Consider the following 15,294-nt stretch of genomic DNA (forward strand, 5'->3'; position numbering starts at 1 on the left):
CGATCAAGTATCTTTTTTGTATATTACAGGGTCAGGGCGGGATCAGGGCCCATGCCGTGCAGCCTTTATGGCCGGTTGCACCGGTTATCCACGCGGCGACCGGCCATAAAGTATAAACCCTGCTTATACCACTCAGCAGTCCAGTGTCGTCTGCCGCTCCCATTCCGACAGATGACCGCAATGGGCGTTCCATTCCGCCATTTTCAGCCGTGCATATGGCTCGACCAGTCCCTTGCCCAGTATACGCGGCATCGCATCGGATGCGTCCAGCGCCCTTACCGCATCCAGCAGGTTCAGGGGCAGTTTCTTGGCATCCTTTACCTTGTGGCCTTCGGTATACATGTTGATATCCAATGGCGCGCCCGGATTGATCCTGCGTTCCAGACCATCCAGTCCCGCCGCCAGCAGGGACGCCTGCAGCAGATACGGATTGGCCGCACCATCGGGCAGGCGCATTTCAAAACGTCCCTTGCCCGGCACACGGATCATGTGGGTCCGGTTGTCGCCGGCATAGGTCACGGAATTGGGCGACCATGTCGCACCCGATACCGTGCGCGGCGCATTGATGCGCTTGTAGGAATTGACCACCGGGTTGAGGAACGCACACAGCGCATCCGCATTCTCGATCAGGCCACCGACAAAATTATAGCCCTGTTCCGACAGGCCCAGCGGATCGTTTTCCGCGTAACAGATGTTCGTGTCGCCATTCCACAATGAGATATGGGCATGGCAGCCGCTGCCCGTCAGGTGCATGAAGGGCTTGGGCATGAAGGTGGCCCGCAGGCCATGCTTTTCCGCAATGGACCGCGCCATGAATTTGAAGAACACATGCCGGTCGGCGGTGATGAGGGCTTCATCAAATATCCAGTTCATCTCGAACTGGCCATTCGCGTCTTCATGGTCGTTCTGGTACGGCTCCCAGCCAAGGCCGAGCATGGCGTCGCACAGTTCGGCAATCACATCGTACCGCCGCATAAGCGCCGATGCGTCGTAACAGGATTTGGCCGCGTTATCATGCGCGTCACCAATGGCCTGCCCGTCCGGCGTCAGCAGGAAGAATTCACATTCCACGCCCGTCTTGACCGTCAGCCCATGCTTCGTGGCGCGCGCGATCATGCGCCGCAGGGTATTACGTGGTCCCTGTTCGACCCATTCCCCGTGCATTTTCAGGTCGGAGGCCAGCCAGCCGACTTCCGGTTTCCATGGAAGCTGGATCAGCGATGACGGATCTGGCACCGCGACAAGGTCGGGATCAGCGGGAGAAAACTCGAACGCGGCGGCAAAACCGGCAAAGCCCGCCCCGTTTTTCTGCATGCCCTTTATGGCCGCAGCCGGGACCAGTTTCGCGCGCTGCGCACCGGACAGATCCGTAAAGGAAATAAGAAAATACCGTATGCCCCGCTCTTCAGCCACGGCGGCAAGGTCAACGGGTTCACGCCCGCTGGTCGTATCTTGAACCATCACCAGAACTTCCGTTTATCCAGTATTGCGCAAAAGAAGGAGAAGGGACGCCCCCGGTCAGGCGACGTCCCTGCAATCACTTCAGAAACTGCCTTTTCCGGGGTACCATTCCGTACCGGCCAACGGAATTCGGGTCATTGCCGCCGCTTCCATGGTGAGGGCGACCATGTCTTCGGGTTCGAGGTTATGCAGGTGGCTCTTGCCGCAGGCACGCGCGATCGCCTGCGCTTCCATCGTCATGACGGACAGGTAATTGGCGATACGCCGCCCACCCAGAACCGGGTCCAGCCGCGCGGCCAGTTCGGGGTCCTGCGTGGTGATGCCTGCGGGGTCGCGTCCGTCCTGCCAGTCGTCATAGGCACCGGGAACCGTGCCAAGGCGGGCATATTCCTCGGCCAGATCGGGGCTCTGGTCCCCCAGCGCGACAAGGGCCGCCGTGCCGATGGCGACCGCATCCGCACCCAGCGCCAGCGCCTTGGCCATGTCAGCGCCGCTGCGGATACCGCCGGACACGATCAACTGCACCTTACGGTGCATGCCCAGATCCTGCAGCGCCTGCACGGCGGAACGGATGGCCGAAAGGATGGGCAGGCCCACATGTTCGATGAACACTTCCTGCGTCGCCGCCGTGCCACCCTGCATGCCGTCCAGCACGACCACGTCCGCCCCGGCCTTCACGGCCAGCGAAACATCGTAATACGGGCGGCTGGCGCCGATCTTGAGATAGATCGGCTTTTCCCAGTTGGTGATTTCACGCAGTTCCTCGATCTTGATTTCAAGATCATCGGGACCGGTCCAGTCGGGATGGCGACAGGCGGAACGCTGGTCGATCCCTTCGGGCAGGTCGCGCATCTTCGCAACACGGCTGGAAATCTTCTGTCCCAGCAGCATGCCGCCGCCGCCGGGCTTCGCACCCTGTCCCACCACGACCTCGATCGCATCGGCGCGGCGCAGGTCATCGGGGTTCATGCCGTAGCGCGACGGCAGGTACTGATAGACCAGAATGGAGGAATGTCCGCGCTCCTCGGGCGTCATGCCACCGTCACCCGTCGTGGTGGACGTTCCGACGGCGCTCGCGCCACGCCCCAGCGCTTCCTTTGCCTGTGCCGACAGCGCGCCGAAAGACATGCCCGCGATCGTTACCGGCGTCTTGAGGCGAATGGGCTTCCTGGCGAAACGCGTGCCCAGCACAACATCGGTATCGCAGCGTTCCCGGTAGCCTTCCAGCGGATAACGCGAAATGGATGCGCCAAGGAACAGCAGGTCATCGAAATGCGGCAGCTTGCGCTTCGTGCCCGCGCCACGGATGTCATAGATGCCCGTTGCGGCGGCACGCTGGATTTCGGAAATGGTGAACGGGTCGAACGTTGCTGAAAAACGCGGCTTTGTCCGGGGGATTTTCTTGCTGTTGTCTGTCATGATGGCCTCAGTAAGCAGCGGCGTTATCAACATGGAAGTGATACAGGCGGCGGGCGGACCCGTAGAGACGGAAGCTGTCGGCCGGATATTCCGTAATCCCGGCGCGATCGAGCAGGGCTTGCAGATGGGCCAGATCCTGTGGCGTCATCTCCTTTTCCTCGCAGTCCGCGCCAAGGCTTTTCACGTCACCGCGCACGAACAGCTTCGCTTCGTACAGGCTGTCCCCCAGCGCCTCGCCCGCTTCGCCGCATACGACCAGCGTGCCGGACTGCGCCATGAACGCGCTCATATGCCCGACCGAGCCACGCACGACGATGTCGATCCCCTTCATGGAGATACCGCAGCGCGCACCAGCGTCGCCATCAATGACCAGCAGCCCGCCATGACCGGTCGCACCGGCGGCCATGCTGGCGTTGCCCGATACATGCACGCGACCGCTCATCATGTTCTCGGCCACGCCGGGACCGGCATTGCCGTTGATGGTGACATTGGCGCGCTGGTTCATCCCGGCAGCGTAATAGCCCGCCTGCCCGTCCACCAGCACATCCACCGGCGCGGTCAGCCCGACAGCCAGGGCATGACGGCCGCGCGGGTTACGGATAACCCATGCGCCGGTTACGTCTTCACCCTGCAACTGGCTGTTTGCATCACGCAGCGTGCATTCCGCCAGATCGATTTCCTGCATGTTGCTCATTATGCGTGTTCCCAATGATAGACGCGCTGGGGCTCGGGTTCGAAAACGGTTGCATTCCCGATGCCGGGAAGCTGGGCAAAGGCACGGTATTCGGAAGCGAACGCCACGTAATCATCCGTTTCGGCCATGACGGCGGGCTTGCAGGCCACGGGGTCACGCAGCACGGCAAAGCCGTCGCGCGTGCCGACAACGAAGGTATAGAACCCGTCCAGATCAGCCAGCGAAGCGGTCAGTGCTTCATCCAGCCGCTCACCGCGCGACAGCCGCCATGACAGGTATCCTGCCGCCACTTCCGAGTCATTTTCGGTCTCGAATGTCAGCCCTTCGCGCACGAGCTGGCGGCGCAGGGTGTTATGGTTCGACAGCGAACCGTTATGCACCAGACACTGATCCGGCCCGGTGGAAAACGGGTGCGCGCCTGCGGTCGTGACCGCGGATTCCGTCGCCATGCGGGTATGGCCGATGGCATGGGTGCCGCTCATGCCCGCAAGGTTGAAGCGCGTCGCCACATCTTCGGGCAGGCCGACACCCTTGTAGAGTTCGATGCTGTCGCCGCTGGCGACAAAGGATACGCCGTGGCCGAATGCCGCAATGAACTGGCGCACGGCCTTTTCATGTTCGGTGGGCACTGTGATGACCGTATGATCGTCACGCGACAGGAACGTACCCCCCGTACCGGCGCAGGCCAGCAGGCCCTTTTCAAACGCCGCCATATCGGACGGGACAAGGCCGCGGACCGTGATCTTGGTCTGTCCATGCCGCGCGCCGCCGTAAACCGCGAAACCCGCGCTATCGGGACCACGCTCCGTCATGACCCGGAGCATCTGCGCGGTCAGCAGGCCCAGTTCAGGTTGAAGCGCGGGATTTTTCAGAAATAACCCAACGATGCCACACATCGTCATTCTCCGCCGAGAGAGGAAAAGATGCAGTCATCAAGCCTGCATCCCCTGCCCCTGTCAACTGGAAAGAATAAAACTTTCCTTTCTGGAAAAGTCTGGTGTCATTCCGACTGGCGGGAATAGATGATGATCGAAAGATATTTCATTGGTTTTTCAAGCAGAACCTCGGGACCATGCGGTGCCTGGCAATCGAACAGCAGGGTATCGCCCGGTCCCATGTCATAGGATTCGTCGCCATGGCGGTACAGCACGCGCCCGCTGAGCATGTAGATCAGTTCCACCCCCTGATGGCGGAAACTGGTATAGGGATTGGCGTCCTCATGCAGGGTGATGAGATAGGGTTCAACCACCGTGCCCCCACCCAGCAGATGGCCAAGCAACTGGTATTCATGGCCCGCTTTCGTGCCCCGGCGTTCGATCACCACGCCATGCCCCGCCTTGACGAATGAACAGTCACGCTGTTCCTCAAACGTGGCGAATAGCTGGCTCAGGGGGACATTCAGCGCGCGGCAGACCGATTGCAGCGTGGCCAGCGAAGGGGAAATCTGCCCGTTTTCGATCTTTGACAGCATGCCCAGCGAAATTCCCGCCGCGCTGGCCAGATCGGCGCCCGTCAGTTCCGCGCGGCGGCGCAGCAGGCGGATCTGCGCGCCCAGCGATTCCTCCAGTGTCAGTTCCCGTACGGGACCGGCGGAAGACCCGGTGGTCAGTTCTGCTGCGGTTTTCTCGGATCGTGCTTTACGGGCCGTGGCCATACGTGGTCTCCAGAAAAATATCCATCAGGACAGGACGTCCATCTGGGCGGCAAAGGCCGGGAAATCCTCCGCCAGTTCGCCAAGTGTGCGCTCTATAAGAACAGCCCGGAGCGTTTTAGCAAAATCCAGTGGCAGGCGGCCAAATTCACGCCGTCGCGCCACCAGCGTCAACCGCCGCCGCAGCCCGCCCACGGGCAGCCTGTGACAGACCAGCCCGCATGACGGATCATACCCCGCTTCATACAGGCACAGCGGCGTGGTGATCGCCACGCCACCCAGCCGACACGCCGCCAGCACGCCATCGGGGCGATCAAATTCCTGCCCGAAGGGGATTTCCAGCTTCAGCCTGCGCAGGTAGCGTTCCACCTCCCCCCCCGTGCGGGATCGTAGCGAAAACCGCACGAATGGCCGCGTGGTGAGCAGATCGGCCAGTTCCGCGACTGTCGTGGGGGCTGCGACCTGTGCGGGGCACAACAGCAGGTATGGTTCCTCGAACAATGGCCAGCGTTCGAGATCGGGGATGTCCTCCAGATTATCCACGCTCAGGATAAAATCGATCTGCCGGGTCAGCAGTGCGGCGGCATGGGATTCCGTAAGCCCCGCATAGACGATCAGCCGGTCCACGCGCGCGCGCATGAAAGCCGAGACATCGCCCATCACCGCACGCGACAGGGAATCCACCACACCGATCCGCAGTTGCCGCACCCGGCCCGAACGCATTTCCTGCAGCCGCACCGCAATCTGGCGCATTTCCACCATAAGGCCCGTGGCATACTGTCGCAGCACGGTACCAGCGGCGGTCAGCGCCATGGGCCGCACGCCCCGGTCGAACAGCTGTGTGCCGATCCGTTTTTCCAGATCGGCGACCACCTGCGACACGGCGGGCTGGGTAACGCCCAGCATCCGTGCTGCGGCCGCCATGCTGCCGTTATCGCACACCGCCAGAAAGACATTGAGGGCGGACAGGTCAAAAGGGGGATCGGGAAGCGCCATGGGATCATACCATAAGCAAAATTTATACTTTCTCCAGCACGAAACGCGTTACCGTCCCTTTCGATAACGGATTGAAGATGTCGTAATGCCAAGCAATCGCTACTCCCTCTTTTCCCTTCTGCGGGAAACGCTGCGTGGCCATACCGGCTGGCAGCCCGCATGGCGCGATGCCACGCCACAGGCGGCGTATGATGTCGTCATCGTAGGCGGCGGGGGCCATGGCCTGGCCACCGCGTACTATCTGGCGCGACGATACGGCATAAAGCGTGTGGCCGTGGTGGAAAAAGGCTGGATCGGCAACGGCAATATTGGCCGCAATACGACAATCATCCGTTCCAATTACCTGCTGCCGGGCAATGTCCCCTTCTATGAATGCGCCATGAAGCTGTGGGAAGGGCTGGAGCAGGACATCAATTACAATGCGATGGTCAGCCAGCGCGGCGTGCTCAACCTTTTCCATAACGACGCACAGCGCAATGCGTATATCCGCCGTGGCAACGCCATGCGGCTGAACGGCGTGGATGCCGAACTGCTGGATGCGCAGGCAGTGCGGCGCAAGCTGCCCTTCCTCAATTTCGACAATGCCCGCTTTCCCATACAGGGTGGCCTGCTGCAACGGCGCGGTGGCACCGTCCGCCACGATGCCGTGGCATGGGGTTATGCCCGCGCGGCCGACCGGCTGGGCGTGGACATCATCCAGAACTGCGAAGTCACCGGTATCCGTACCCAGAACGGGCGCGCGGTGGGCGTGGAGACAACGCGCGGCTATATCGGCGCGGGGCGCGTGGCTCTGGCCTGCGCGGGCAATTCATCGCGCGTGGCCGCCATGGCCGGGCTGCGCCTGCCGATCGAAAGCCATGTATTGCAGGCATTCGTAAGCGAAGGACTCAAACCCTTCATCGACTGCGTGGCCACCTTTGGCGCGGGCCATTTCTACATCAGCCAGTCCGACAAGGGGGGGCTGGTGTTTGGCGGCGATATCGACGGCTACAATTCCTATGCCCAGCGCGGGAACATGCCGGTGATCGAGGATGTGTGCGAAGGTGGCATGGCGCTGATGCCCCGGATCGGGCGCGTGCGGCTGCTGCGCCACTGGGGCGGGCTTATGGACATGACCATGGATGGCAGCCCGATCATTGACCGCACGCCGGTCGACAGCCTGTACCTCAATGCAGGATGGTGCTACGGCGGCTTCAAGGCCACGCCGGCTTCGGGCCTGTGTTTCGCGCATCTTATCGCCCGTGACGAACCCCACCCGACGGCAACCGCCTACCGGCTGGACCGCTTCGCCCGGGGCGCGGTGATTGATGAAAAAGGCATGGGCGCACAGCCCAATCTGCACTGAGGTTCCGATGCGTTTGAACTGCCCCTGCTGCGGACTGCGCGGCCTGGAAGAATTCACCTATCGCGGCGACGCCACCGTCCGCCGCCCCGAAAGCCCAACGGCGCCCGCGCAGGACTGGGTCGATTACGTCTACCTGCGCGACAACCCCGCCGGACCGCACCGCGAACTGTGGTACCACGGCGCGGGGTGCCGTTCGTGGCTGGTCGTCACGCGCGATACGCGCACGCATGCCATTTCGGACGTGGTCCGCGCGGTGGATGTCGCGCGCGCAGACAAGGAAGGCGCTGGATCATGAAACTGCTCCGTCAGGGGAAATCATCCGCAGCGGGTAATCCGTCTCAATCCATGCGGACCACCACGGGCAATGGTATCGACACCAGCCGGACCATCCATTTCACGTTCGATGGCAGACGTTACGCGGCCCATCCGGGCGATACGCTGGCTTCCGCCCTGCTGGCCAATGGCGTGCGCCTTGCGGGACGGTCCTTCAAATATCACCGTCCGCGCGGCATCCTGTCCGCCGGGGCGGAAGAGCCAAATGCCCTTGTGGAACTGCGCACCGGCGCGCGCCGCGAGCCGAACAGCCGGGCCACCGTGACCGAACTGTTCGACGGGCTTGAGGCCGCCAGCCAGAACCGCTGGCCATCGCTGGCCATGGACGCGCTGGGGATCAACGGTGTGTTTTCACCCGTATTCACCGCCGGGTTCTACTACAAGACCTTCATGTGGCCCGCCGCCTTCTGGGAAAAGGTTTACGAACCCATGATCCGCCGTGCCGCCGGTCTGGGCCGCGCGGCGGATGAAGCCGATCCCGATATTTACGAAAAGGCCACCACTTTCTGCGATGTGCTGGTCGTGGGCACCGGCCCCGCCGGGCTTGCGGCGGCACTGACCGCGGGCCGCACGGGCGCACGCGTTCTGGTGTGCGAGCAGGACAGCCTGCCGGGCGGCCGCCTGCGCGCCGAACATGGTGAAATCGGCGGCATGCCCGGATGGCAGTGGGCCGAACAGGCAATGGACGAACTGCGCCAGATGCCCGAAGTGCGGATCATGACCCGCACCTGCGTTTTCGGCACCTATGACGGCGGTACCTATGGTGCGCTGGAACGTGTGGCCGACCATGTGCCCACACCCGCACCGGACCAGCCGCGCCAACGCCTGTGGCGCATCGTGGCCCGGCACGCCATTGTAGCGACCGGCGGGATTGAACGGCCCATCGTATTCCCCAACAACGACCGTCCCGGCATCATGCTGGCGGGGGCCGTGCGGACCTACATCAACCGTTTTGGCGTCACACCCGGCCAGCGCGCCATTGTCTACACCAATAATGACGACGGCCTGCGCACCGCACGCGACCTGCACCGCGCGGGCGCCACGGTCGCCGCCATTGTCGATGCCCGCACGACCGGAACGCCACTGGCGCGCGACATGGCGCAGCTTACGGGTGCGAAACTGTTCATGGGGGGCGCGATTGCCGATACCTATGGCCGCCTGGGCATCCATGCCGCCGTCATTCGGGAACATTCGGGCCTGACGCAGCGCGTGCCGTGCGATCTTGTCGCCATGTCCGGCGGATGGAACCCCGAACTCAGCCTGACGACGCACCAGCGCGCGAAACCGGTTTATGACGAGACCCTGTGCGCCTTCGTCCCCGGCACGATGCCGGCTGGCATGCAGACCGCAGGCGTGGCGAACGGTACGTTCGCCACGCCCGACTGCCTGCGCGAAGGGGCGACCTGCGGACAGGACGCGGCACTGGCCTGCGGGTTCAGCGCCACCGTAACCGACCTGCCCGCAGCCGGGACAGAAAGCTACGCCATCGTCCCGCTATGGCACGCCCTGCCGCTGGACCGGCCAGCCAGGACAGGCAAGGCGTTCATCGATTTCCAGAATGACGTGACGGCGAAGGATGTGCGGCTGGCGGCGATCGAAGGGTTCCGTTCGGTCGAACATCTCAAGCGCTACACCACGCTGGGCATGGCCACGGATCAGGGCAAGACGGCCAATGTCAACGCGCTGGCCCAGATGGCCGAACAGACGGGCAGCAGCATCACCAAGACCGGCACCACGATGTTCCGCCCCCCCGTGCAGCCCGTCGCCATCGGGGCGCTGGCCGGCGCGGCGCGGGGCAGGCATTTCAAACCCGATCGCCTGACACCGACCCATGACTGGGCCACGGAACAGGGCGCGATCTTTACGGCCAACGGTTTGTGGCATCGTGCCCAGTGGTTCCCCCGACCGGGCGAGACGCACTGGCGCGACACCGTCAACCGGGAAGTCCGCACCGTCCGCACGGCGGTCGGCTTCTGCGATGTCACGACACTGGGCAAGATTGATATTCAGGGCCCGGATGCCGCGACTTTTCTGGAACGGGTTTACGTCAACGCATGGCGCAGGCTGCCCATCGGGCGGGCGCGCTACGGCCTGATGCTGCGCGAGGACGGATTTGCCTATGATGACGGCACGACCGCCCGACTGGGTGAAAACCATTATGTCATGACCACGACCACCGCCCATGCGGGTCCGGTCATGCAGCATCTGGAACTGTGTCATCAGTGGCTGTGGCCCGAACTGGATGTGCGCTTCATCTCGGTTACGGATGAATGGGCGCAGCTTGCCATTGCCGGGCCGAAATCACGCGATGTGCTGCGCCATATCGTCGATCCGGCATTCGACATTTCCAACGAAGCCTTCGGTTATATGGCCGCCGCCACCGTCACCATCTGCGGCGGGCAGGAAGCGCGTCTGTTCCGTCTGTCCTTCTCGGGGGAACTGGCGTACGAACTTGCGGTGCCCGCACGCTTTGGCGATGCGCTGGCGCGGCTTCTGATGAAAGTGGGCGCGCCTTACGGGATCGCGCCCTACGGCACGGAAGCGCTTGGGGTCATGCGTATCGAAAAGGGGCATCCCGCCGGGCCGGAACTCAATGGCCAGACCACGGCGCACGATCTGGGCATGGGCCGGATGCTTTCGACCCGCAAGGACTTTATCGGACGCGCCATGGCCGCACGCCCTGCCCTGACCGACCCGGCGCGTCCAGCCCTGATCGGGCTTGTGCCGGTCAATGCGGGCGATGAACTGGTCGCGGGCAGCCACCTGCTGCCCGCAGGCGCGCAAGCGACCGCCGCGCATGATCAGGGCTGGGTTTCCTCCGCCGCGTGGTCGCCCACGCTGAACGGCTGGATTGCGCTGGGCTTCCTGTCCAACGGCCCAGCGCGTCTGGGCGAGACGGTCATGGTCCATAACCCGCTGGGCAATAGCGTGACCGCCGCGCGGGTTGTCTCACCCGTATTTGTCGATCCCAACGGAGAACGGCTGCATGCCTGAAGTCCTCCACCCCCGCGACGCCGTATCGCCTGTTCCCCTGACCGCCCACGGCGTGACGCTGCGGGCCGGGGCCATGCGTGAAAGCGTAAGCCTTGCCGCCTTCCGTGGTCAGGCCGACACCCTGCGCGCCTTTGTCGGCAAAGAATTTGACGTCGATCTGCCCGATACGCCGCGCAGCGTCGAAAATGCCGATGGCATCACCTTCATCTGGGCAGGCCCGAACCAGTGGCTCCTGCGCGCCGCGCCGGGCACGGACCTGCTCACGCGACTGTCGCCATGCGCCGCGTTCGCGGCCCTGACCGCGCAGGGTGACAGCCGCACCGCCCTTGAACTGCGCGGACCGGGCGCACGCGCGATCGCAGCCAAACTGGTTCCGGTCGACCTGCATCCGCGCGCTTTCGCCGCCGGTGACGTGGCCCTGACCCTTGCGGGGCATATTGCTGTCATCCTCCGTCAGGTGGACGACACGCCGTGCTACGAATTCCTTGTTTTCCGCAGTCTGGCCCAGAGCCTGCACCATGAACTCCACACCGCCATGCTTGGCGGCATTCCACAAGCGGACCGTATTTCATGACTCGCAATGCGACTTCCCCGGCCATTTTCATCCTGACACTGAGTTGCCCCAACCGCCCCGGCATCGTGGCCGCGATCAGCCAGCAGCTTTACGAACTGGGCGCCAACATAACCGAAGCCCAGCAGTTCGATGACACGGACAGCAACCGCTTCTTCATGCGGATTGTCTTTGAAGTCACCGCCACGGACAATATCGGGCAGGGCCTGCGTACCCAGATCACCCGGATAGCCGACACCTTTTCCATGGAATGGTCGCTGACCGATACGCAGCACCGCCAGAAGGTCCTGCTGCTGGTCTCCCGCTTCGACCACTGTCTTGTGGACCTGCTGTACCGCTGGCGCATCGGCGAACTGCCGATTGACCCCGTGGGCATCATTTCCAACCATCCGCGTGAGACGTTCGCGGATCTGGATTTCTACGGCATCCCGTTCCACTACCTGCCGGTCACGAAAGAAACGAAAGCCGCGCAGGAAGAACAGATCTGGACGATCTTTAACGAAACCGGGGCTGAACTGGCCGTTCTGGCCCGTTACATGCAGGTGCTGTCCAATGCGATGGCATCCCGGCTCAGCGGGCGGTGCATCAACATCCACCACTCCTTCCTGCCCGGTTTCAAGGGCGCGCGTCCATATCATCAGGCGTTCAGCCGGGGCGTCAAGCTGATCGGGGCCACCGCGCATTATGTCACGAGTGACTTGGATGAAGGCCCGATCATCGAACAGGATGTGGAACGCATCTCGCACGCCGATTCACCCGATGACCTGATCCGCAAGGGCCGCGACATCGAACGGCGCGTGCTGGCCCGTGGCGTGCGTTTCCATATCGAACGCCGCGCGCTGATGAACGGCAGCAAGACCATCGTGTTCACGCCCTGATGTCCGCGCAACCATCCATACACCCGGCACAGGTGATCGCGGGCAAGGTCCATGCCGCCCACCTGACGGACACGACCCGCGCGGGTGTTGCCCGGTTTGTGGAAACGCATGGCTTTCCACCCGGTCTGGCCGTGATACAGGTGGGGGAAAACCCCGCCAGCACGATCTATGTGCGCAACAAGGTCCGCAAGACCGAGGCCGTGGGCATGCGTTCGGTTGCCCATCATCTGCCCGCCAGCATATCGCAGGCCGCCCTGCTGGACATTATCGCGCGCCTCAATGCCGATCCGTCCGTGCACGGGATTCTGGTGCAGTTGCCGCTGCCCGCCCATATCAGCCGCGATGCGGTGCTGGACGCCATCGCGCCGGAAAAGGACGTGGACGGGTTTCACGTCGCCAATGCGGGCAAGCTGGCGGTGGGGCGGCGTGATGGCCTGATCCCCTGCACGCCCATGGGCTGCCTGATCCTGCTCAAATCCGTACGGAAAAACCTTGCAGGGCTGCATGCGGTGGTCATCGGCGCATCGAATATCGTGGGCCGCCCGATGGCAAGCCTGCTGCTGGCGGAAGGCTGCACGGTTGTCGTCACCCATCTCAAGACCCGTAATGTCGCCGAGGAGACACGCCGGGCCGACATCGTCGTCGTGGCGGCGGGCCATGCCGGACTGGTGCGCGGCGACTGGATACGGCCCGGCGCGCTGGTGATCGATGTCGGTATCAGCCGCATCGAAACACCGCAGGGCACGCGCATCGCGGGCGATGTCGCATTTGATGAAGTCGCCCCGCATGCGGGCGCCATAACCCCCGTGCCGGGCGGAGTAGGCCCCATGACCATTGCCTGCCTGCTGCACAACACGCTGCGCGCGGCGCAATCGGCACAGGCCGGAAAGCAGAAAGGTTCACCCCCATGATCGATCAGTCCCTGTTCCGTGAGGCCATGTCCCATCTTGGCGCGGCGGTCAGCATCATCACCACCGATGGCGATGCCGGGCGGGCGGGCATGACGGTTTCTGCCGTATGCTCGGTCACGGATACGCCGCCCACGCTGCTGGTCTGCATCAACACGCGCAGCCGGTCGCATGATGCGTTTGTGAAAAACGGCGTCATCTGCGTCAACGTCCTCAGTTCCAGCCATCAGGAACTGTCCGGCCTGTTCGCCAGCAAGGCGGATAACGAGACACGCTTCGGGCAGGCGCGCTGGCATGAACGCACGGGCGGCGCGCCGGTGCTGGAAGATGCCATCGTCTCCTTCGACTGCACGATTGAAAACGTTTCCACCGTGGGAACGCACAGTGTCCTGTTCTGCGTGGTGCGCAATATCGAAATCGGGACGGATGGCGCGGGGCTGATCTATTTCCGCCGTGGCTACCACCCGATCGGCATGGTCGGGGCGGAACAGACCGGCGCGGCCTGAACGGCCGGAAAATGTTTCGGTGACAAAAAAATAATTTCCTATTCCCGCCTTCATTATATTAATCTCAGGAAATAAACTTTCCCTTAAGACAACTATCGGGAGGAACGCCCAGGTGCTATCACTCAGAAAAATCGTGTCTTACAAAGAAGAAACCCTGATCGAAGGGGGGCGTGAGGCACCTGTTCCGCTACAGCTTTTCGCCGTGGCGGCAGTCCTGAAAAACCCGTGGGCGGGACGTGGCTTCGTCGAAGACCTGAAACCGGAAATCCATGCCATCGCCCCATCACTGGGTGAACTCATGACCGCGCGCATGCTGGAAATGACCGGTGGCGGCGACCGGATCGAAGCCTACGGCAAGGCTGCCGTGGTCGGCACGGACGGGGAAGTCGAACACGCTTCCGCGCTGATCCACACCCTGCGCTTTGGCAACCATTACCGGCGTGCGGTGAACGCGCAGTCCTATCTTGCCTTCACCAATACGCGTGGCGGCCCCGATGCCCCGATTGCCGTGCCGCTTATGGACAAGAATGACGCGGGCCGACGCTCGCATTACCTGACCATCCAGTTCTCCATCAACGATGCCCCGGCGCATGACGAAATCGTAGTGGTTCTGGGTGCCTCCATCGGCGGTCGCCCCCATCACCGCATCGGTGACCGGTATCAGGATCTGGCCGAGCTTGGCAGCACGCATGGCTGACGAAATCCGCCACCACGAGGGCACACGCTACCGCATTGCCGGATCCGCCACGGGTCAGGCCACGCAGGGCACGATCGTATTCGTGCATGGCGTGGGCATGAGTCTGGACTTCTGGGCGCCGCAGATTGATTTTTTCGCGCCCCGATACCGCTGCATCGCCTACGACATGCTGGGACACGGTCTCAGCGCCCTGCCGCCGGAACAGCCCACGCTGGCGGATTACAGCAACCAGTTCACGCGCCTCATGGATCATCTGGACGTGCCATCCGTCTGTCTTGTCGGGCATTCCATGGGCGCGCTGATCACGATCGAGGCGGGCCTGCGCGCACCGGAGCGGGTAAAGCGGCTCATCGCCATGAATGGCGTATATGACCGCACGGTCGAACAGAAAGCCGCCATCGCCGCGCGGGCCGCAGCCCTGAAGCCACAGACGGGCGAACAGGACTGGGGACCGACGCTGGACCGCTGGTTCGGCCCCGAACCCGCACCGGACGCAGCCCCGAAACGGGCAGCCCTCGATCACGCCCTTCGGGCCATCCAGCCCGAAGGATATGCCCGCACTTACCGCCTGTTCGCCCGGTCCGATAGCGCCCATGTGGGCCGCCTTGGGCAACTGGCGCAGCCAGCCCTGTTCCTGACGGGGGAACTGGACCCCAATTCCACGCCCGCCATGTCGCAGGCCATGGCGCAGGCCGCCCCACACGGGCAGGCCGTAGTCCTGCCGGGCGAGCGCCACATGATGAGCTACGTCCACCCGGACACGAGCAACCGGGCCATTGCCGATTTTTTCCAGCCTGGCTGAACCAGCACTGCCTGATTGCAGCCGTCGGGAGTATGTATC

15 protein-coding genes are annotated in these 15,294 nt (G+C 63.1%); 9 read left to right on the forward strand and 6 right to left on the reverse strand.

Features of this window, described 5'->3' with window-relative positions:
* Positions 1-132: 132 nt before the first annotated feature.
* The 6 genes from glnT to KSAC_RS07580 all read right to left on the reverse strand — a co-directional run bounded on the left by glnT (position 133) and on the right by KSAC_RS07580 (position 6,221).
* Positions 133-1,461, reverse strand: coding sequence for a type III glutamate--ammonia ligase (gene glnT, locus KSAC_RS07555; protein ID WP_118962816.1), 1,329 nt, complete (start codon positions 1,459-1,461; stop codon positions 133-135).
* An 81-nt stretch (positions 1,462-1,542) separates the two neighbouring features.
* Entirely contained in the window at positions 1,543-2,880 is a 1,338-nt protein-coding gene (locus KSAC_RS07560) for an FMN-binding glutamate synthase family protein (RefSeq protein WP_110547063.1), read from the reverse strand.
* 7 nt (positions 2,881-2,887) lie between these two features.
* Complete coding sequence (locus KSAC_RS07565) at positions 2,888-3,574, reverse strand: GltB/FmdC/FwdC-like GXGXG domain-containing protein (protein WP_132304949.1); 687 nt, start codon at positions 3,572-3,574, stop codon at positions 2,888-2,890.
* Entirely contained in the window at positions 3,574-4,470 is an 897-nt protein-coding gene (locus KSAC_RS07570) for a class II glutamine amidotransferase (protein ID WP_132304951.1), read from the reverse strand. Before KSAC_RS07570 ends, KSAC_RS07565 begins: the two co-directional genes overlap by 1 nt.
* A 104-nt stretch (positions 4,471-4,574) precedes the next feature.
* Positions 4,575-5,228, reverse strand: coding sequence for a helix-turn-helix domain-containing protein (locus KSAC_RS07575; protein ID WP_102325562.1), 654 nt, complete (start codon positions 5,226-5,228; stop codon positions 4,575-4,577).
* Between the two features lie 24 nt (positions 5,229-5,252).
* Complete coding sequence (locus KSAC_RS07580; protein ID WP_132304953.1) at positions 5,253-6,221, reverse strand: LysR family transcriptional regulator; 969 nt, start codon at positions 6,219-6,221, stop codon at positions 5,253-5,255.
* An 85-nt stretch (positions 6,222-6,306) separates the two neighbouring features.
* On the opposite strand from KSAC_RS07580, the gene KSAC_RS07585 reads away from it, so the two are divergent.
* From KSAC_RS07585 to KSAC_RS07625, 9 genes are all read left to right on the forward strand, one after another.
* On the forward strand, positions 6,307-7,566 hold the full coding sequence (locus tag KSAC_RS07585) for a sarcosine oxidase subunit beta family protein (protein WP_102325560.1): 1,260 nt from the start codon (positions 6,307-6,309) through the stop codon (positions 7,564-7,566).
* A gap of 7 nt (positions 7,567-7,573) precedes the next feature.
* Positions 7,574-7,861 (forward strand): sarcosine oxidase subunit delta, encoded by a 288-nt coding sequence (locus tag KSAC_RS07590; protein ID WP_132304955.1) that lies wholly within the window; start codon positions 7,574-7,576, stop codon positions 7,859-7,861.
* Positions 7,858-10,893 carry a sarcosine oxidase subunit alpha family protein gene (locus tag KSAC_RS07595; RefSeq protein WP_132304957.1) on the forward strand — a complete coding sequence of 1,012 codons (3,036 nt, stop codon included), beginning with the start codon at positions 7,858-7,860 and terminating at the stop codon, positions 10,891-10,893. The genes KSAC_RS07590 and KSAC_RS07595 overlap by 4 nt, the downstream gene beginning before the upstream one ends.
* A complete protein-coding gene (locus KSAC_RS07600; RefSeq protein WP_110547058.1) occupies positions 10,886-11,467 on the forward strand; it encodes a sarcosine oxidase subunit gamma in 582 nt (193 codons plus the stop codon). Before KSAC_RS07595 ends, KSAC_RS07600 begins: the two co-directional genes overlap by 8 nt.
* Complete coding sequence (gene purU / locus KSAC_RS07605) at positions 11,464-12,342, forward strand: formyltetrahydrofolate deformylase (RefSeq protein ID WP_110547057.1); 879 nt, start codon at positions 11,464-11,466, stop codon at positions 12,340-12,342. The genes KSAC_RS07600 and purU overlap by 4 nt, the downstream gene beginning before the upstream one ends.
* A complete protein-coding gene (locus tag KSAC_RS07610; RefSeq protein ID WP_102325555.1) occupies positions 12,342-13,253 on the forward strand; it encodes a bifunctional 5,10-methylenetetrahydrofolate dehydrogenase/5,10-methenyltetrahydrofolate cyclohydrolase in 912 nt (303 codons plus the stop codon). Before purU ends, KSAC_RS07610 begins: the two co-directional genes overlap by 1 nt.
* Positions 13,250-13,756: a flavin reductase gene (locus KSAC_RS07615; protein ID WP_132304959.1), complete on the forward strand. Its 507-nt coding sequence runs from the start codon at positions 13,250-13,252 to the stop codon at positions 13,754-13,756. Before KSAC_RS07610 ends, KSAC_RS07615 begins: the two co-directional genes overlap by 4 nt.
* Positions 13,757-13,889: 133 nt before the next feature.
* Positions 13,890-14,453: an amino acid synthesis family protein gene (locus KSAC_RS07620; RefSeq protein WP_243705142.1), complete on the forward strand. Its 564-nt coding sequence runs from the start codon at positions 13,890-13,892 to the stop codon at positions 14,451-14,453.
* Positions 14,446-15,255: an alpha/beta fold hydrolase gene (locus KSAC_RS07625; RefSeq protein WP_165927301.1), complete on the forward strand. Its 810-nt coding sequence runs from the start codon at positions 14,446-14,448 to the stop codon at positions 15,253-15,255. The genes KSAC_RS07620 and KSAC_RS07625 overlap by 8 nt, the downstream gene beginning before the upstream one ends.
* The last annotated feature ends 39 nt before the right edge of the window (positions 15,256-15,294 follow it).

It is taken from the genome of Komagataeibacter saccharivorans (assembly GCF_004348195.1).
In the GTDB taxonomy this organism is placed as follows: domain Bacteria; phylum Pseudomonadota; class Alphaproteobacteria; order Acetobacterales; family Acetobacteraceae; genus Komagataeibacter; species Komagataeibacter saccharivorans.